Source organism: Vibrio sp. 10N.286.49.E11 (genome assembly GCF_041469505.1).
In the GTDB taxonomy this organism is placed as follows: Bacteria; Pseudomonadota; Gammaproteobacteria; order Enterobacterales; family Vibrionaceae; genus Vibrio; species Vibrio crassostreae_C.
The window spans coordinates 48,817-66,655 of the sequence record NZ_JBFRKQ010000010.1; the positions used below are offsets into that span (position 1 = coordinate 48,817).

Annotated in this window: 15 protein-coding genes and 1 pseudogene; 7 read left to right on the forward strand and 9 right to left on the reverse strand. The window is 45.1% G+C overall.

Annotation, left to right across the window (positions count from 1 at the left end; translation table 11 throughout):
- The 9 genes from atpD to AB4167_RS02630 all read right to left on the reverse strand — a co-directional run bounded on the left by atpD (window position 1) and on the right by AB4167_RS02630 (window position 8,045).
- A complete protein-coding gene (atpD, locus tag AB4167_RS02590; protein ID WP_019820615.1) occupies window positions 1-1,386 on the reverse strand; it encodes a F0F1 ATP synthase subunit beta in 1,386 nt (461 codons plus the stop codon).
- Between the two features lie 44 nt (window positions 1,387-1,430).
- On the reverse strand, window positions 1,431-2,300 hold the full coding sequence (gene atpG, locus AB4167_RS02595) for a F0F1 ATP synthase subunit gamma (RefSeq protein WP_372136087.1): 870 nt from the start codon (window positions 2,298-2,300) through the stop codon (window positions 1,431-1,433).
- Between the two features lie 46 nt (window positions 2,301-2,346).
- Complete coding sequence (gene atpA, locus AB4167_RS02600) at window positions 2,347-3,888, reverse strand: F0F1 ATP synthase subunit alpha (protein ID WP_372136088.1); 1,542 nt, start codon at window positions 3,886-3,888, stop codon at window positions 2,347-2,349.
- Window positions 3,889-3,897: 9 nt separating this feature from the next.
- A complete protein-coding gene (locus tag AB4167_RS02605) occupies window positions 3,898-4,449 on the reverse strand; it encodes a F0F1 ATP synthase subunit delta (RefSeq protein ID WP_017060840.1) in 552 nt (183 codons plus the stop codon).
- Window positions 4,450-4,460: 11 nt separating this feature from the next.
- The gene (locus AB4167_RS02610; RefSeq protein ID WP_372136089.1) at window positions 4,461-4,931 is read right to left on the reverse strand and encodes a F0F1 ATP synthase subunit B; all 471 of its coding nucleotides are present in this window, start codon (window positions 4,929-4,931) and stop codon (window positions 4,461-4,463) included.
- Between the two features lie 54 nt (window positions 4,932-4,985).
- Window positions 4,986-5,222 (reverse strand): F0F1 ATP synthase subunit C, encoded by a 237-nt coding sequence (gene atpE / locus AB4167_RS02615; RefSeq protein WP_004730405.1) that lies wholly within the window; start codon window positions 5,220-5,222, stop codon window positions 4,986-4,988.
- Window positions 5,223-5,269: 47 nt separating this feature from the next.
- The gene (atpB, locus tag AB4167_RS02620) at window positions 5,270-6,040 is read right to left on the reverse strand and encodes a F0F1 ATP synthase subunit A (protein ID WP_017060838.1); all 771 of its coding nucleotides are present in this window, start codon (window positions 6,038-6,040) and stop codon (window positions 5,270-5,272) included.
- 1 nt (window position 6,041) lies between these two features.
- Window positions 6,042-6,443 carry a hypothetical protein gene (locus AB4167_RS02625; RefSeq protein WP_017060837.1) on the reverse strand — a complete coding sequence of 134 codons (402 nt, stop codon included), beginning with the start codon at window positions 6,441-6,443 and terminating at the stop codon, window positions 6,042-6,044.
- 717 nt (window positions 6,444-7,160) lie between these two features.
- Complete coding sequence (locus AB4167_RS02630) at window positions 7,161-8,045, reverse strand: LysR family transcriptional regulator (protein ID WP_017060836.1); 885 nt, start codon at window positions 8,043-8,045, stop codon at window positions 7,161-7,163.
- A gap of 157 nt (window positions 8,046-8,202) precedes the next feature.
- On the opposite strand from AB4167_RS02630, the gene AB4167_RS02635 reads away from it, so the two are divergent.
- The 7 genes and pseudogenes from AB4167_RS02635 (at window position 8,203) to AB4167_RS02665 (ending at window position 17,790) form a co-directional block, all read left to right on the forward strand.
- The gene (locus AB4167_RS02635; protein WP_004730412.1) at window positions 8,203-8,601 is read left to right on the forward strand and encodes a RidA family protein; all 399 of its coding nucleotides are present in this window, start codon (window positions 8,203-8,205) and stop codon (window positions 8,599-8,601) included.
- 189 nt (window positions 8,602-8,790) lie between these two features.
- Entirely contained in the window at window positions 8,791-10,251 is a 1,461-nt protein-coding gene (locus AB4167_RS02640; protein WP_372136090.1) for an aldehyde dehydrogenase family protein, read from the forward strand.
- Between the two features lie 206 nt (window positions 10,252-10,457).
- Window positions 10,458-11,453, forward strand: a complete 996-nt coding sequence (locus AB4167_RS02645) for a membrane dipeptidase (RefSeq protein ID WP_017060833.1) — start codon at window positions 10,458-10,460, stop codon at window positions 11,451-11,453.
- A 230-nt stretch (window positions 11,454-11,683) separates the two neighbouring features.
- A complete protein-coding gene (locus AB4167_RS02650) occupies window positions 11,684-13,291 on the forward strand; it encodes a BCCT family transporter (protein ID WP_017066850.1) in 1,608 nt (535 codons plus the stop codon).
- A gap of 263 nt (window positions 13,292-13,554) precedes the next feature.
- Window positions 13,555-15,367: pseudogene (locus AB4167_RS02655) on the forward strand (hypothetical protein).
- Window positions 15,364-16,101 carry a DUF3726 domain-containing protein gene (locus AB4167_RS02660; protein WP_017064722.1) on the forward strand — a complete coding sequence of 246 codons (738 nt, stop codon included), beginning with the start codon at window positions 15,364-15,366 and terminating at the stop codon, window positions 16,099-16,101. The pseudogene AB4167_RS02655 and the gene AB4167_RS02660 overlap by 4 nt, the downstream one beginning before the upstream one ends.
- A 396-nt stretch (window positions 16,102-16,497) precedes the next feature.
- Window positions 16,498-17,790, forward strand: a complete 1,293-nt coding sequence (locus AB4167_RS02665; RefSeq protein WP_017064721.1) for an alpha/beta fold hydrolase — start codon at window positions 16,498-16,500, stop codon at window positions 17,788-17,790.
- The last annotated feature ends 49 nt before the right edge of the window (window positions 17,791-17,839 follow it).

A 17,839-nucleotide genomic window follows, 5' to 3' on the forward strand; every position in this document is an offset into this window, starting at 1 on the left:
TTAGAGTGATTTTGCTTTGTTAAGCACTTCGTCGATAGAGCCACAGTACAAGAACGCTTGCTCTGGGATATCGTCATATTCACCGCTCAATAGACCTTTAAAGCCTCTTAGTGTTTCGCTTAGCGGTACAAAGACACCTTTCTGACCGGTAAACACTTCGGCTACGTGGTAAGGCTGCGTTAAGAAACGTTCAATCTTACGAGCGCGAGATACGGTCTGTTTGTCTTCAGTAGACAGCTCATCCATACCAAGAATCGCGATGATGTCTTTTAGCTCTTTGTAGCGTTGCAGCGTTGTTTGTACTTTTTGTGCAATGTCGTAGTGCTCTTGACCAACCACAAGTGGGTCCAATTGACGAGAGGTTGAATCCAATGGATCAATCGCAGGGTAGAGACCCAATGCCGCGATATTACGAGACAGTACAACGGTCGCATCTAAGTGAGCAAAGGTTGTTGCTGGTGATGGATCGGTTAAGTCATCCGCAGGTACGTATACCGCTTGGATAGACGTGATAGAGCCTTGTCTAGTCGAAGTGATACGCTCTTGAAGCACACCCATCTCTTCAGCCAGTGTTGGTTGGTAACCTACTGCTGAAGGCATACGACCTAGCAGAGCTGATACTTCTGTTCCCGCAAGCGTGTAACGGTAAATGTTATCAATGAACAACAGTACGTCACGACCTTCATCACGGAAGCGCTCAGCCATAGTTAGGCCTGTAAGTGCTACACGTAGACGGTTTCCCGGTGGCTCGTTCATTTGACCGTAAACCATGGCTACTTTGTCTAGTACACCTGCTTCTTTCATCTCGTAGTAGAAGTCGTTACCTTCACGAGTACGCTCACCTACACCGGTAAACACAGAAAGACCTGAGTGGGCTTTGGCGATGTTGTTGATAAGTTCCATCATGTTGACGGTTTTACCTACACCAGCACCACCGAACAGACCAATTTTACCACCCTTAGCGAATGGACAGATAAGGTCGATAACCTTAACGCCTGTTTCTAGAAGCTCAGTGCTGTTTGCTTGTTCTTCATAAGAAGGGGCTTCACGGTGAATCTCGTAGTTTTCTTTCTGACCGATTTCACCACACTCATCGATAGGTTGACCAAGCACGTTCATGATACGGCCTAGCGTTTCTTCGCCGACAGGAACCGTGATTGGAGAGCCTGTGTTTTCAACCGTTAGGCCACGACGTAAGCCATCTGACGTACCCATTGCAATACAACGAACGATATTGCTACCCAGTTGTTGTTGTACTTCCAATACTAACGAGCTTGCTTCGTCGCTAGTCACTTTCAATGCATCATAAACGCGTGGGCTGTTGCCGCCGCTGAACTCGACGTCAACCACCGCGCCGATTACTTTAACTATTTTTCCAACACTCATTCTTAAATCCTCAAATTCTGTTCTTGACCCAGTCTTTTCTAGCCCTAGACAGCTTGGGCACCTGAGACTATTTCACTCAGCTCTTGGGTAATGGCAGCCTGACGCACCTTGTTGTAGACCAACTGCAAGTCATCAATGAGTTGGCCTGCGTTATCAGTCGCCGCTTTCATAGCGACCATTCGGGCTGCTTGCTCACAGGCAATGCTCTCAACAATGCCTTGATACACTTGCGATTCGATGTATCGATGTAACAGTTCTGAGAGTATGTCTTTGGGTGCTTGCTCATAGATGTAGTCCCAACGACGCGCTTTTTTAGGCTCACCACCTTCCTCAGAATCCGAAGGGTGGGGGAGCAACTGCAAGGTCGTTGGCGCTTGAACCATGGTGTTGACGAACTGGTTGTAAACGAGATACAAGCTATCGATTTTACCTTCGTCGTAATGCCCGAGCATCGCATTCACCGTACCTAAGATGTCTTCTAACTTAGGTGTATCGCCAAGACCTGACGTTTGTGCAATAACGTTGCCGCCGCGTTGGAAGAACGAGATAGCCTTAGATCCCACTAAGGTTGTTTCTACCTCGACTCCCTTGGTGCGCCATTGCTCCATTTCTTCTAACACTTTCTTGAACAAGTTTGAGTTCAAGCCACCACACAAGCCGCGATCGGACGAGATAATGATGTAAGCGACACGCTTAGGTTCACGCTGTTGCAGGTAAGGGTGCTGGTACTCCAGGGAACCCGATGCAACATGAGAGATAACTTTGCGCATGTTCTCGGCGTAGGGGCGAGTTAGCGTCATGTTGTCTTGAACCTTGCGCATCTTACTTGCTGCAACCATTTCCATTGCGCTAGTGATTTTCTGAGTGTTACTAACACTGGCTATCTTGGTGCGAATTTCTTTAGTACTTGCCATAATCTGCTCCTATTTGTTTTGATTTCCAGCTAACAAACCGGAGCACTTACCAAGCTTTCATCCCAACAAAACCTTCTAGGATCTCTTTAAGAGCACCGTCGATTTCGTCATTGTAATCGCCTGTCGCGTTGATTTTTTCGAACAACGCAGGGTTCTGACCTTTGGCATAAGCAATCAGCTCTTCTTCAAAACGGGCAATGTTGTTTAGCTCAACACCGACCAAGTAGCCTTTCTCTGCTGCGTAGATAACCGTTGCTTGCTCAGCGACTGACATTGGAGAGTATTGTTTTTGCTTCATTAATTCGGTAACACGCTCACCATGGTCTAGCTGTTTGCGCGTCATCTCATCTAAGTCAGAAGAGAATTGAGCAAAGGCCGCCAGCTCGCGATATTGAGCTAATGAAGTACGGATACCACCAGACAGTTTCTTGATGATCTTGCATTGCGCCGCACCACCCACACGAGATACCGAGATACCTGGGTCTACTGCAGGACGTAAGCCTGAGTTAAACAGTTGGGTTTGAAGGAAAACCTGACCATCAGTGATTGAGATTACGTTGGTTGGTACAAACGCTGATACATCACCCGCCTGAGTTTCAATAATAGGAAGCGCCGTTAATGAGCCTGTTTGGCCTTTCACTTTACCGTTAGTGAACTTCTCTACATACTCTGCATTCACTCGTGCTGCACGTTCTAGCAGGCGTGAGTGAAGGTAGAATACGTCGCCAGGGAAGGCTTCACGACCCGGTGGGCGTTTCAATAGCAATGAGATTTGACGGTAAGCAACGGCTTGTTTTGATAGGTCATCATAGATGATCAGCGCATCTTCACCGCGGTCACGGAAGTATTCACCCATGGTGCAACCCGCATAGGGGGCTAGGTATTGAAGCGCTGCAGACTCTGATGCTGATGCCACGACTACGATGGTGTTTTTTAGCGCATCGTGGTCTTCGAGTTTACGAACCACATTAGCGATAGTGGAGGCTTTTTGGCCAATCGCTACATACACACATTTGATGCCAGAATCTTTCTGATTGATGATCGCATCGATAGCTAACGCTGTTTTACCCGTCTGACGGTCACCAATGATAAGCTCACGTTGACCACGACCGATTGGCACCATGGTATCAACCGCTTTATAACCAGTTTGAATAGGTTGATCAACAGACTTACGTTCGATTACACCCGGTGCAATCACTTCTACAGGGTCGAGTCGGTCACAACTCACTGGGCCTTTGCCATCGATTGGCTCGCCTAATGTGTTGACTACACGACCAAGAAGTCCGTTACCTACAGGTACTTCTAAGATACGACCTGTACCTTTCACTTTCATACCTTCAGAGAGGTCAGTGTAGGGGCCCATAACCACCGCACCTACTGAGTGAGTATCGAGGTTAAGTGCGAGTGCGTATTTGCCACCTGGTAGCTCAATCATCTCGCCTTGCATAACATCAGCAAGGCCATTGATTGTGATGATGCCATCACGAACCGATACGATAGTGCCTTCATTGCGAGCCTCGGTGCTCACATTAAATTTCGAGATGCGTTCTTTGATTAGATCGCTGATTTCATTTGAATTTAATTGCATAATTGTTACCTATCTCGCGTGAAGTTGATGAGCCAATCGGTCAATTGATGTGTTTAAAGAACCATCGATAACGGTTTCACCCGCTTTGATGACCATTCCACCCACTAACGTGTCATCAATAACCTGCTTCATTTCAACCTGACGCTCTAATTTCTTCTCAAGTGCAGCTGTTAGTGACGTAACTTGATCTTGTGTCAGCATTTCTGAACTGGTGACAGTGACAGGCACTACACGTTCATGTTCGTCCTTTAGCTCGCAGTACAATTCAAACAGGTCTCTTACAACAGAAAGGCGGCCGTTCTCGGCCAAGACTCGAATGAGATTAATGACGTGGTCATCAACGAGTCCTTGGCAAATATGAATGATGAGGTTTGCCAGCTCTTCTGTTTGGTGTGTAGAAGCACCTTCTGCTGAAGAAATCTGACTAGCGATCGTTTCTTCTTCCGCGACAGCCACAAGAATGGACAGCATTGAGTGCCACTCTTGTAACTGGTTTTCACCTAAAGCAAATTCAAACGATGCTTTGGCGTAGGGATGAGCAATATTGGTGTAATCTGACATATTGCCTCTCCTTAGAGTTCGCTAATCATTTGGTCAACTAGCGCTCGGTTCGTTGCGGAATCTAGGTTTTTGCTAATCAGTTTCTGTGCACTTTGAATTACTGCGTCTGCCATATCTGCCTGAAGTTCACGGCGTATCTTTTGGCGTTCGCCTTCTAGCTCAGCTCTACCTTGTTCTAAGATGCGTGCCTTTTCTTGCTCGGCTTCTTGTTGCGCTAAGCTGATGATTTCATTGCGGCGTTTTCGGCCCTGTTCAACCAGTTCAGTCACATCTTTTCTTGCATCTTCGATGAGTTGCGCGCCATTTGATTTTGCTAGTTCTAGCTCTTTCGCAGCGTTCTCTGAGTGGCGTAAACCATCAGCGATTTCTTTTTGGCGCTCGTCTAACATCGCGGTGAGAGGGGGCCATACATATTTCATGCAGAGCCAAACAAAAATCACGAATGAGATTGCTTGTCCAAGCATGCTTGCATTTAAGTTCATACCTTCCTCACTAAATCTTGATTATGTATAAATCGATCTTTCAAAGCGGTTTGATTAAGCCACGGCGAAGATGATGTATAGACCGATACCAACACCGATCATCGGTACTGCATCCACAAGACCCATCATGATGAAGAATTGAGTACGAAGCATTGGAGTAAGGTCTGGTTGACGCGCAACACCTTCAAGGTATTTACCTGCTAAGTTACCAATACCAGATGCTGCACCTGCTGCACCTAAACCGATCAGTAATGCACCTGCTACATATAAAACTGCGCTTACGATATCCATTTGTATCTCCGATAAATAATTTTTTAGTTAAATTTTTTAGTTATTAATTAGTGGTGTTCTTCTGTTGCCATACCTAAATAAACAACGGTCAGTACCATAAATATAAATGCTTGCAAGAATACGATTAATATGTGGAATAGTGCCCAAGGAACACTCAGTGCCCATTGCATCCACCATGGCATTAATGCGATCAGAATAAATATCATCTCACCTGCATACATGTTTCCAAATAATCGTAAGCCTAGTGATATAGGTTTTGAAATTAATGTTATTAATTCAAGAACTAAGTTAACAGGGTATAAAAGAGGGTTATCAAATGGCTGCGTAGTAAGCTCTTTGATAAAGCCTTTCAATCCTTTATTTTTAAATGTATAAGTCAACAGTAAGATAAATACACCGAGTGCCATCGACATTGGAATATTTACGTCCGCCGTTGGTAGATCTCTAAAGTGTTCTAGACCCATTGCACGACTTAATGCTGGTATGAAATCTATTGGTAATAAATCGACCGCGTTCATTAACAACACCCAAACAAAAGTGGTTAATGCCAGTGGCCCTATTAATTTATCCTCCGCTTGAAAAATCTCTTTTACTAGGTTGTTTACAAAATCAAATATCAGTTCGATAAAACATTGAAATCGACCTGGTACACCGCTGGTGCCCTTAGTCACTACGTATCGAAAAGCTCCAATAAACAGTAAACCCGTAATCCAAGATACCAACATCGAGTCGATGTTGAACGCCCAGAAACCATCACCTGTAGTTAAGAAGGTTAAGTGATGCTCTATGTATTCGTGAGCGGTAGTTACTTGATCCATACTACACGTACTCCGATCTTGTAGAGGCAGTAATAAATGGTGTTAAGAAGTACCCAACCATAGTGAGAATATATGCGTACAATATTACTGGGTTATCCAATTTGAAAAACTGGAACGCCAAGATAAACATTAAGAACGTATAAGTTATTTTCACGACACGACTCATTTGCATTAAGTCACGTAAACTATAATTAGGATTCTTGCGCACCTTTAGGCTTGCATATATAAAACCAAACAGCGGAGGTAGCATCGCAATTCCGATACCCAAAGCCGACGATTCCATATCTACTTTATTACCAAAAAACACTTCATATAAAACTACACCGACGGCTAATACTACTTGGCAGAGAACAACTCTTTTAGCAGCAACAAGAATGTCACCACTTATCCCATTAAGCCTCATAATAAAACCTTATATTTAACAGTGTAAGCTCATATAAAACACAGTTTGAATATGTCTTGCTACTCGCATTTACTTGTTAATAAAACTTTGCTTGTTAACAAAGAGATAATCTTGCTGGTCTTATATCTCCTGACGAAATAGAACGATATAAACTAGTTCGCTCTCGTTTCGACAAAATATAAACTACGCCTAAAATTATGTGATCAAAACGACAAATATTGATATCAATAATTCCATTTTTGAAATGAATGTTTTTCATTTATGAAAGTAATAGTTCTATCACTTTATTCATGAATATTTAAGATGCTTTATCCTTGTGAAAAAGAGGGTCTTTTTAGAAGGGAGTAGCGAGCTAAATTTTCAACTTATGATCTTACCAATTAAGACTATTCAAACACTTAGGTTCATTTACAAGCTGAGTTGTGAAGTGTGATTTTGGTAGGGGTTAAGCTTGTTTGAGGCAATGATGGAAGATCTGGTTTTTCTGGTAAATTAAACGTACGTCGCTCCTTATCAATAAGCGAATATTTTTTATATTGTCGTCAGCTTGTCACTATTTGCGTGCACGAGAGTGAAAATTCAGCGCCTAAATGTTGATGATATAGGAGTGAAATGGGGGACTGGGTGTGCGAGAAGCATGGTGCGGAGAAGAAACACCGAGTTTTGAGGAAGTAAATGGCAGCAGAGCGCTGCCTAATTTACTTAATCTAGGCTCTCTTATGACTCTTCATAACTGAGGTATTGAATACATAAGTCATGGAAAGCCTGTGCTTGTGGCGAGATCGTACGATCAGACAGTCTGAAAATGCCGATTTGTCGTTGCAAGGGTGGGTCAATTAGCGGAATCCACACCAAGCGGGTTTCATTGGTTGGGAAAGCCAGCTTAGGTAGCGTGGTCACGCCTATCCCGAGCTCTAACACCGAAAAAAGCGAGGTAATGTTCTCGACAGAGTACAGGGCTTGTTCGCTGAGCATGCGCGCAGGTGTTGGGTCCAGTAGGGTGCAAGTCCCGTTACGAATGAAGGGCTGCTTTAACAAGGTTTGCCATTCGATTCCTTCCCGTTGAGAGGCGATAGGGTTATCTTTGAGGCACACCACACCGATAGGATCAGAAAGCAAAGGCGTGAAGTCGATGCTCTCTTCTTCTAAATGGGAGCTATTACCGAGGGCAACATCCACCTCGCCAGAGAGTAATCTTGCTTCTACCCCTGCCGCATTATCATCAATCAAACTCACTTCTACATTCGGGTACTGCTCACAAAATGCCCCTAAAACACTAGGGATGAGTTTTGCGGCCACCGAAGGCACGCTCGCTATTCGAACTCTTCCTTGTTGTCCTGCTGCCGCTGCGCGTAAGTCATTGTCTAATGCTTTGTAAACGTTCAGAAATTGAATGATCTTGGGCAAACATATTTCTCCAAAAGGCGTCAGTGTCGATTTGTTGCCTGTTTCAAACAGAGGTTGGCCGAGTATTTTTTCCAACTCTTTTATCGAAGTCGAAAGTGCCGCTTGCGATCGATTTGCACGGTGAGATGCCGCTCTAAATCCACCTTCTTCGACCACCAAAACGAAATGTTTTAACTGTTGTAGCTTAATACTCATGACTCCGATCCTTCTCTAGCCCTTGCTATACCTTACTTTTTGCAAGGTGATAGATTTTATTTATCAAATGCACAAAATTTACCGTTAGATTTATCAGGCGTCAAGGTGCAGTATTTAACCATCTTGAAACATAGTTGTTACAAAGTTGGATGGAATCGTGAACGCACAAACTAAAAAACACCCAGTAAAAACCGAGCTTTTCGCTTCAAAAGCACCCCTAGAGTGGGCAATCGTTAATAACGGCACTCTATACACCGCGCAGATTCCAATTGATGAAACTGGCGCAGTAGTAGAAGGCGGTATCGAAGCGCAAACGCGTCAGACTTTTAACAACCTTGTTCATACGTTGGAGTGTGCAGGCGAATCTATGGATTCAGTGCTGCAAGTTCTAATTTACGTGACAGACCGTGAATACCTAAAAACGGTAAACAGCGTATATGGAGAATACTTCAATGCACCTTATCCAAACCGTGCTGCGGTCGTCGTTGCAGGGTTAGCAAGAGAAGAAATGTTGGTTGAGTTCGTGGTTTACGCATCAGCCTCTCAACCTGAATAAAGATACTGTGAACTGAGGCAATTTGCGGATTAAAGCTGTTTTGAATTAAAGCGGTCTATTGATACAAGCGACTTGGTTCAGTTTTAGATACAAGATTTAAACGTAGTTACTTATATAAATTAACGTTTTATTCATTAATCAGATGGTTGCCAGACTCAACCGCAACCTAACCGTTACAAGGACAGAATGATGACTCAATTACAGAATGTTCAAGCAGAAAACGCACTTTACATTGGCGGCGAATGGCAAGCGGGTGTAAGCACCGTAGCGAACATTAACCCATCAGATATTTCTGAAAACATCGGTAACTTCGCACAAGCAAGTGCTGAACAAGTTCAACAAGCGATTTCAGCGGCAAAGCACGCTCAACCAGAGTGGGAAAAAACTCCGATTGAGCGTAAACAAGCAGTGCTTCAAGCAATTGGTGATGAGCTGATTGCACGTTGTGATGAGCTGGGCACTTTGCTATCTCGTGAAGAAGGTAAGCCTTTTGCTGAAGGTCGCGGTGAGATTTACCGTGCAGGTCAGTTTTTCCAATACTTCGCGGCTGAAGTGCTTCGCCAAATTGGTGACAACGCAGATTCTGTACGCCCGGGTGTTTCTGTAGAAGTGACTCGCGAAGCGGTGGGCGTTATCGGCATCATCTCTCCTTGGAACTTCCCGACAGCAACAGCAGCTTGGAAAATTGCTCCAGCATTGGCTTTCGGTAACAGCGTTATTTGGAAACCAGCAAACCTAACACCAGCAAGTGCGGTCGCGCTTACAGAGATCATCCACCGCCAAGATATCCCTGCAGGTACGTTTAACCTTGTACTGGGTAGCGGTTCAACAGTAGGTGATGCACTGATCAACTCTAAAGAAGTGAACGGTGTGAGCTTTACCGGTTCTGTTGATACGGGTCGTAAAGTGGCAGCGGCTACAGCGCCAAACTTCGTTCGATGCCAACTAGAAATGGGCAGTAAGAACGCACTTGTTATTGCTGACGATGCTGATATCCAAACTGCGGTTGATGCAACGATTGCAGGTTCTTTCTCTGGCGCAGGCCAAAAATGTACCGCGTCGTCTCGCCTTGTGGTTATGGATAGCATTCACGACCAATACGTTGAAGCACTGATTAAACGTATGAGCGAGCTGAAAGTGGGTCACGCACTGGAAGAGGGTGTGTTCATGGGCCCTGTCGTTGATGGCAACCAACTTGAAGCAAACCTAGGTTGGGTTGAGAAAGCACGTCAAAGCGGCGGTGAGCTGGCATTTGGTGGCGAACGCTTGAGTATGAAGCACGAAGGTTTCTACATGTCTCCAACGCTGTTCTTGAACACTAAGAACGATTGGGAAGTGAACCAAGAAGAAGTGTTCGCACCAATGGCAAGTGTGATTCGTGTCGCTGACCTAGAAGAAGCGATTGCGACAACCAACGACACTCGCTTCGGTCTAACAGGCGGCATCATTACTCAGAGCCTACGTACTAGCGCAATGTTCAAGCAACAAGCGCAGACCGGTTGTGTGATGGTCAACCTACCAACAGCAGGCACGGATTACCACGTACCGTTTGGTGGTCGTAAAGAGTCTAGCTTCGGTCCTCGTGAGCAAGGTCAATACGCGAAAGAGTTCTACACAGTGGTTAAGACGGCTTACCAACGTCCTTACTAATCCACTTTCTAAATAAGAATTGGATAGCTGAATTAACTTCCTAGCTATCCAGCTATCGAATTGGCCTGATTCACAGAGTCAGGCCAACATTCAAACCAAAGCAGCAAACGAACTTAGACAAGTGATTTAACCCATTTTTGAAAACATGTTATTTGAGCGTGTTTTCAAAACCGAGCTAGAACACTGAGCTTTCAATAGGAGTGGTTATGTACCAGCAACGGATTGTTATAGATGGATTGCAATACTGCAATTGGAACAGAGAATATTTCCAAACACTAAAGGCGAGCGGCATTACAGCAGTTCACGCTACCGCGGTTTACCACGAGACGGCTCGTGAAACCTTATCTCGCTTTGCAGAATGGAATTTAAGATTCGAGCAGAACGCAGACCTTATCATGCCGATTCACTCAATGGCTGATGTCGAGACTGCAAAAGCGACTGGCAAAGTCGGCATTTTCCTTGGTGCTCAAAACTGTTCTCCAATCGACGATGAGATCGGTCTTATCGAAGTGATGCGTAAGCAAGGTCTTTTGATCATGCAACTGACGTACAACAACCAGAGCTTATTGGCGACGGGTTGCTACGAGAAGAACGACACAGGTATTACTCGCTTTGGTAAACAAGCCATCGAAGAGATGAACCGAGTGGGCATGATCATAGATATGTCTCACAGTGCAGAGCGCTCAACACTTGAAGCTATCGACTTGTCTTCTCGTCCTATTTGTATCAGCCATGCGAACCCGACGTTTGCTCATGATGCACTACGAAATAAATCAAACGATGTAATTAAAGCTCTAACCGCACGCGGCGGCTTAATCGGATTCAGCTTGTACCCATTCCACCTACCAAACGGCAGCCAATGTACCTTGGAAGATTTCTGCCAGATGGTTGCGACTACGGCTGACATGGTCGGCGTAGAGCACCTCGGTATTGGCAGTGACCTATGCTTAAACCAACCTCAAGCCGTTCTTGAATGGATGAGAAATGGTCGTTGGTCTAAAGCAATGGACTACGGCGAAGGCTCTGCGAACAACTCAGGTTGGCCAGATGCGTTGCCTTGGTTCTGTGGTAGTGCGGGTATGGAAAACATATATAACGGATTGATGCGTCATGGTTTCAGCGAGTCTGAAGCTGGGCAAGTCTTGGGAGAAAACTGGTTTAACTTCTTGAAAGATGGCCTAGAGCCTCAAACCAAGGGTTAACGGTTTCTCGCGAGCCATCATCGAATTAGCAGCCTTCTAACAAACGTTCAATAAGCAAGTGCTGCTTAAACCAATTTCACTATTCAAAAGGAACAACGGTCTATTTCGCAACGCGGTAACCCAAACATGGATTAGCCTGCCCAACACAAAAAACAATAGGGCAGGTGTTAAATACACCCTTGTAGTCATCATTCAAATGACAGCTGCAAAGAAACCTCTGGAGTCAGAGTATGTCTGATTTAACCAATAGCGTGAAATCTTCAAGCTTAAATGCGGGTCAAGCACACACAACAATTAATGCAAAAAGCAACACAAACGAGTCTGAGTCTACGTCAGACAAATTAGGCCTATCCAACCCAGCACTTTGGTACAGCGGCGGTTTTATCGCTCTGTTCGTGGCACTTGCTCTATTTGATGGCGAGCTGTTATCAAGCCTAGTAAATACGGGCTTTGCATGGTCTGTAAAAGTATTCGGTCCTTACTGGCAAATGCTTCTTCTTCTGACTTTTCTTATTGGTCTTGGCCTGGCGGCAGGGCGAACAGGCAAGGTTATCCTAGGCGGCATCGCTAAACCTGAAATGGACGGCTTCCGTTGGATGGCGATCATCTTCTGTACGCTACTGGCAGGTGGCGGTGTATTTTGGGCAGCAGCAGAGCCTATCGCTCACTACGTTAGCCCACCACCATTGTACGGCGCACAAGAAAACGCACAGCAAGGCGCGGTGAATGCTTTATCGCAATCCTTCATGCACTGGGGTTTTCTAGCATGGGCCATTGTCGGTAGCTTAACGTCTATTGTGGTGATGCACCTTCACTACGACAAAGGCTTACCGCTTAAACCTCGTATTTTGCTTTACCCAGTTTTAGGCGAGCGAGCATTGAAAGGTCACACTGGTGCGCTGATTGATGCATGTTGTATTGTCGCAGTAGCGGCGGGCACCATTGGTCCTATCGGCTTCTTAGGCTTGCAAGTGAGCTACGCACTGAACGCACTGTTTGATATTCCTGATGGCTTCACGACGCAGCTTATCATCATCCTGTTCGCTATCGTTCTATACACATTGTCGGCATTAAGTGGTCTTAACCGCGGAATGCAAATGCTAAGCCGTTACAACGTAATTTTAGCAATGTCATTGATGGTCTACATTCTGATCTTCGGCCCAACAAACTTCATTTTCAATGGCTACATCCAAGGTGTAGGCAGCATGATAGACAACTTCATCCCAATGGCAACATACCGTGGTGACGAAGGTTGGTTGAGCTGGTGGACAGTATTCTTCTGGGGTTGGTTCTTAGGTTACGGCCCAATGATGGCAATCTTCATCGCACGTATTTCACGCGGTCGTAGTATTCGCCAATTGGTATCAACCATCAGTCTTATTGCACCGTTCGTAACATGTTTCTGGTTCACCATTGTTGGCGGTTCTGGCCTTGCGTTTGAAATTGCAGACCCAGGCAGCGTAAGTAAAGCGTTCGAAGGCTTTAATTTACCTGGCGCGCTACTGGCAGTAACTCAGCAACTACCAATGCCAATGCTTATCTCTATTCTGTTCTTGATCTTGACGACGATCTTCATCGTAACGACAGGTGACTCAATGACTTACACCATCAGTGTGGTAGTCAGCGGTGAGACAGAGCCTAACGCAATTATTCGTACTTTCTGGGGTGTCATGATGGGGGTAACAGCATTGATTCTGATTTCCCTAGGTTCCGGCGGTATTTCAGCGCTGCAATCATTCATAGTTATCACAGCGGTACCGGTGTCCTTAATCTTGCTGCCATCACTTTGGAATGCGCCTCAAATCGCAATCAAGATGGCGAAAGATCAAGGCTTATAAAACATCAATGCCGGTATAAAGAAGAAAATGTAGAGATAAAGCTCTCTAAAAACTGAAGATAAACAAGGTGTGAGCCTTTGAAAGAAGGCTGATACAAGATTCCGGAAGGAAGATAAAAACCGTACTGGTGAAGATACACCGGGCGGCACGTATTTAGGTCAATCGATCTAGTCAGGACAAATAATAAGTGGCGAGTTCGCTTGCCTCGATAATATCAATAACGATTAAAAACGTGAAAGCTAACCAACATACTGTCGCTATATATGCTTCAAAAGACAGCAACGATCGGTTCTGAATGGCTAGCAAAATCCTATAACTATTAAGGTGGTGAGCAAAATGGATGCACATCGTTCTACCTACACTGAATCAGCACTACGTGACGCAACGGTCGTCATGGCACCGGAAAGACTGGGTGCTATGCACCAAACACGCATCAGCTTCGTAAGAACTCTGATTCGTAAAATGGCGCAACAGCAATGGAAAGTGACTAAGCATGAGTGGCAACTAGACGCTCGAGGTTTTGGTCATGTTATCTATAAGCTAGAGACGCCAAATCATGTTTATCATTTGGTTGTTTTCTGCGATGAGATTGCAGACGACGAACGAAATGACCGTGTAATTGCTGAAAAGTGGGACGTAACGTTTGCTCTGGTTCTTGGTGATGTTGATGTCACCCTACTTGAGAGACTTCGTGCGAATGTACCGCTACAAGAAGCAGGCCGTAACCCTAACAATGTGCTTGTTTTAGCGCGTGCCAACAAAAGTGTACGAGTGTTTGAACATATTGTTAGTCACTTGGCTAAAGGTGTTCAACCAACGCCAAAAGAGCTAGCGGAAGTTGGCTACATCCTACGAACCACAGCGGTTTATGGTAATGGTAAGTTTGGTATTGCTGACTTTAAAATCTTGGAAAAGAATCCAGATTTTAATCAATCGTTCAGTGCTCAAATGTGTGCTGTTTATATGCTGCGTGAGTTCAGCCTAGATTGGGTTCATTACCTAGCGGAGCAACAAGGCGGTGAACAAGCGATTACCTTGCACAGAGGCTTACAACGCTACCTAGGTGTGGGTAATGCCACAGGTTTAGGTATGGCGCCATATCTGATTAACCACCCCAGTATTGTCGATCAATGGATGACAACCCGTGAGCATGCATTAGCTGACGTGTTAGCTAATCACACGGATACGGCATTGATTGAGCCCCTACGTACATTAGTTAAAAAAGCGATTTGTCATTTAGAACAAGTTGTTACCATCAATGAAAATCAGCAAGAGTTGAACAAAACCGCTGTTGATGAGTTGAAACACGCAGAACAGTCACTAGAAGCTTCTGTAAACCATTGCGATACATGGGCGCAGTTAGTTGAACAATCTAAGCACATGAGTATGGAAGCCCAAGAAATCCTTATCTCATGCTTGATGGAATTGTACCCAGAATTAGTGGACGCCCATCAAGAGCAAATGAATTGTAGCGAAACACTCTCGCTTCCTAGTGGCAAAAAGATCCAAGACCTATTGGTTGTGTTAGAAGAAAAGTACCGTTGGGCGATCACGACTGACTTTACGAAAGCAGAAAATAACTACTGGTTCTGGTATCGCTCTCAGGACAAAGAAGAGCCAAGGCTCGGTGTTCGAGGCGAGGAACTCGGCGAAGAGCGCGAACTGCCGTTGGATATCGGCCGTCAAGCTTACCGTCTGTACCATGCTTTATTGCAATTCGCGCCAGAGCTTTCATTGGCTGAATTCCTTGTTAAACAACCGCAGCATCGTGCCATTGCGCGCCGTGTGTGGACGTTAGGTAACAAGGCGATGGGCGACATTCAAATGAACGTGCTGCACCAAGACTCGCCACCAATGCATTTGCTGCGTTGTAAGCTAGCGATGTTTGGAGCGACTAAGTTTGATCCTCGCTCAGACCGTTGGGTACGAGTGACGTTTTTCCAAGGTGCACCGTTGCTTGATGAAATTCATCAGGACGAATGGGTGTTCCCAATCTTACCAAGTGAAGCGGAGATCGCTGACTCAAATAAAGTTCCTACACATATCAACGCTCAACATGGAGGTAAATCGTTATGATCGTTTCTCACAATGAACTGGTAGCGGCCGTTAATAAAGCCTTTCTGGGTATGCGTCGTACATGTGGTGAAGCCGATGTGATAGCGAACATGGTGGCAGATTTACAAATGGTTGGCTTGGATGGTGTTCGTCATTTTAACAATGCGAGCAACTTTATGGGGCTAGAAGACGATTGCCCTGTAGACATCCAAGTGACAAGCGACAACACAGTTGAAGTGGACCTGCACAAGGCGAGCTTAGCGTGTCATCTTCCTGTGGTGATGGATTACGCCATTGAAAAAATGGTCGGTAAAAAGACGCTGAAAATCGAGCTAAACAACTGCCATAACCGTTGGTTAGCGTACAGTGAGCTTGTAAAACTGGCAGCGAAAGGCATCGCATGTACCGCACGTTGGGATAATGGCTCAAATCCTAAGAGCACCTTGTATGTGCTTAACCGTGGTTGCGTTGCACCAGAACTGTTTTTATCAGATTTGCCTCTGGCATCGGACGATCATATCCACAATATGACCATCGAGCTTTCCGTCCAGGATTTCGATATCGAACGTTTGTCAGATGGCTACCAAACACACATTGAATCGGAAGCGCTTTTTAAAACTCAAGAGAAGGCGTGGAACGAGGGCATTGAAGTTGACGATGGAGAGTGGGGCGCGTTGAAAGAAACGGCGACGGCTATCCTTGTTGAAAACAGCCAACGTTCAATTCAAGGTGCAGGTGAGCTCGAGGCTTCTTAGCTTTGTTTTATAGAGCTATAAGTTACAGAAGCTCAGTTTATAGATCTTTGGCTTATAGAAACTAAACCTATAAAGCCTGAGCTTGTTCAACCTAAAAACCTCATTTACAACAGATAAAACCAAAGAGCTTAACGTATCCTCACCTCGTTAAGCTCTTTTTATTTGTGTCCCACTTTTGTTCTTCTTCTCAATAGATCACATCTTAAACTCTCTGTTTTGACACAAGTTGTTACGCGTATAAAGCTAATTTGGCGATTTAATGAAGTACCTTCACATTCAGGTTCAACAAACGGTTTCATTTACAAGCTAGTATGCGTATCTTGCTAACTACGGTGCCAAAGGGTGCCATTTTTATTCGTACCAATGACTTTAGAATCAGATAAAAAGGAATGAAGCGTGCAAGCTAACTTTATTGATGGAACCACCCTGTACCGTCAGCACTCTTTCGAGTTGCCACTTGATTATCAAGCCAAAGATGGACAACAGATCCAAGTCTTCGCACGTGAGCTGGTTGATCTCGCTAAAGATGAGCAAGAGCTGCCGTGGTTGATCTACTTTCAAGGCGGCCCAGGTTTTCCTTCTCCACGGGTGAGTGGTCAATCGGGTTGGCTAAAGCGTGCATTACAAAACTACCGTGTTCTGCTTCTAGACCAACGTGGTACTGGCAACAGCACGGTTATCAGCCATGAAACTTTGGCGCATTTGTCTCCAGAACAACAAGTCGAATACTTAACGCATTTCAGAGCGGATAACATCGTTCGTGACGCTGAAGCGATTCGTGAACAGTTTGGTATTAAGCAATGGTCGACGATTGGTCAAAGCTTTGGTGGCTTCTGTACACTGAGCTATTTGTCACTGTTCCCACAGAGCTTGCAGCGTTGTTATGTGACGGGCGGCATTCCTTCTATTGAACGAGAAGCTGACGATGTTTATCGTGCGACTTACAAGCGTGTAGAAGACAAAAACAGAGCTTTCTTTGCTCAGTTCCCACAAGCACAAGCTATGTGTCGCGAGATCTCTGATTACTTGCTCAACAACGATGTGAGACTGCCAAACGGTCAGGTGTTCACAGTTGAACAGTTCCAGCTAATAGGTATTAATCTTGGTGGCGGCGAAGCAAACCTTCCAATGTATTTCACACTGGAGAGTGCGTTTGTTGAAGTGAACGGTAACAGACAGCTGAGCTACAGCTTCCTAAATCAAATGCAGCAAGAGCAGGGTTACTTAACTAACCCAATTTACGCAATCTTGCATGAATCGATTTACTGTCAAGGTACAGCGTCTAACTGGTCTGCACATCGTGTTCGTGAGCAGTACCCACACTTCAACTACCAATCGGGCAGTGAGTTCTGGTTTACTGGTGAAATGGTGTACCCATGGATGTTCGACCAACTTGAAACGCTGAAGCCACTGCGTGAAGCCGCGAACATGTTGGCTGAAAAGTCGGACTGGGGCACTTTGTACAACGCAGAGCAGTTGAGCAAGAATACAGTGCCAATGGCGTGTGCCGTTTACGCCGATGACATGTACGTTGAGTTGGATTACAGCCGTGAAACATTGGCGAACATTCCTAACTCGAAAGCGTGGATCACCAATGAATATGAACACAATGGCTTGCGAGTAGACGGCGAAAGGATTGTCGATAAATTGATGACGATGGTTGAAGCGTTAGAAAATCTGCCAAAGTAATCAAGCTATTTGCACTAGAAACAAGATGCGTTAGAAGCTTTCTACTTTA

What these genes read in the sequence shown, in the direction of transcription:
- AB4167_RS02640 (WP_372136090.1), top strand. Translation starts at nt 8,791, where the DNA reads ATGACTCAATTACAGAATGTTCAAGCAGAAAACGCACTTTACATTGGC.
- AB4167_RS02660 (WP_017064722.1), top strand. Translation starts at nt 15,364, where the DNA reads ATGATCGTTTCTCACAATGAACTGGTAGCGGCCGTTAATAAAGCCTTT.
- AB4167_RS02625 (WP_017060837.1), bottom strand. Translation starts at nt 6,443, where the DNA reads ATGAGGCTTAATGGGATAAGTGGTGACATTCTTGTTGCTGCTAAAAGA.
- atpE (WP_004730405.1), bottom strand. Translation starts at nt 5,222, where the DNA reads ATGGATATCGTAAGCGCAGTTTTATATGTAGCAGGTGCATTACTGATC.
- atpG (WP_372136087.1), bottom strand. Translation starts at nt 2,300, where the DNA reads ATGGCAAGTACTAAAGAAATTCGCACCAAGATAGCCAGTGTTAGTAAC.
- atpA (WP_372136088.1), bottom strand. Translation starts at nt 3,888, where the DNA reads ATGCAATTAAATTCAAATGAAATCAGCGATCTAATCAAAGAACGCATC.
- AB4167_RS02605 (WP_017060840.1), bottom strand. Translation starts at nt 4,449, where the DNA reads ATGTCAGATTACACCAATATTGCTCATCCCTACGCCAAAGCATCGTTT.
- atpD (WP_019820615.1), bottom strand. Translation starts at nt 1,386, where the DNA reads ATGAGTGTTGGAAAAATAGTTAAAGTAATCGGCGCGGTGGTTGACGTC.
- AB4167_RS02610 (WP_372136089.1), bottom strand. Translation starts at nt 4,931, where the DNA reads ATGAACTTAAATGCAAGCATGCTTGGACAAGCAATCTCATTCGTGATT.
- AB4167_RS02630 (WP_017060836.1), bottom strand. Translation starts at nt 8,045, where the DNA reads ATGAGTATTAAGCTACAACAGTTAAAACATTTCGTTTTGGTGGTCGAA.
- AB4167_RS02650 (WP_017066850.1), top strand. Translation starts at nt 11,684, where the DNA reads ATGTCTGATTTAACCAATAGCGTGAAATCTTCAAGCTTAAATGCGGGT.
- AB4167_RS02645 (WP_017060833.1), top strand. Translation starts at nt 10,458, where the DNA reads ATGTACCAGCAACGGATTGTTATAGATGGATTGCAATACTGCAATTGG.
- atpB (WP_017060838.1), bottom strand. Translation starts at nt 6,040, where the DNA reads ATGGATCAAGTAACTACCGCTCACGAATACATAGAGCATCACTTAACC.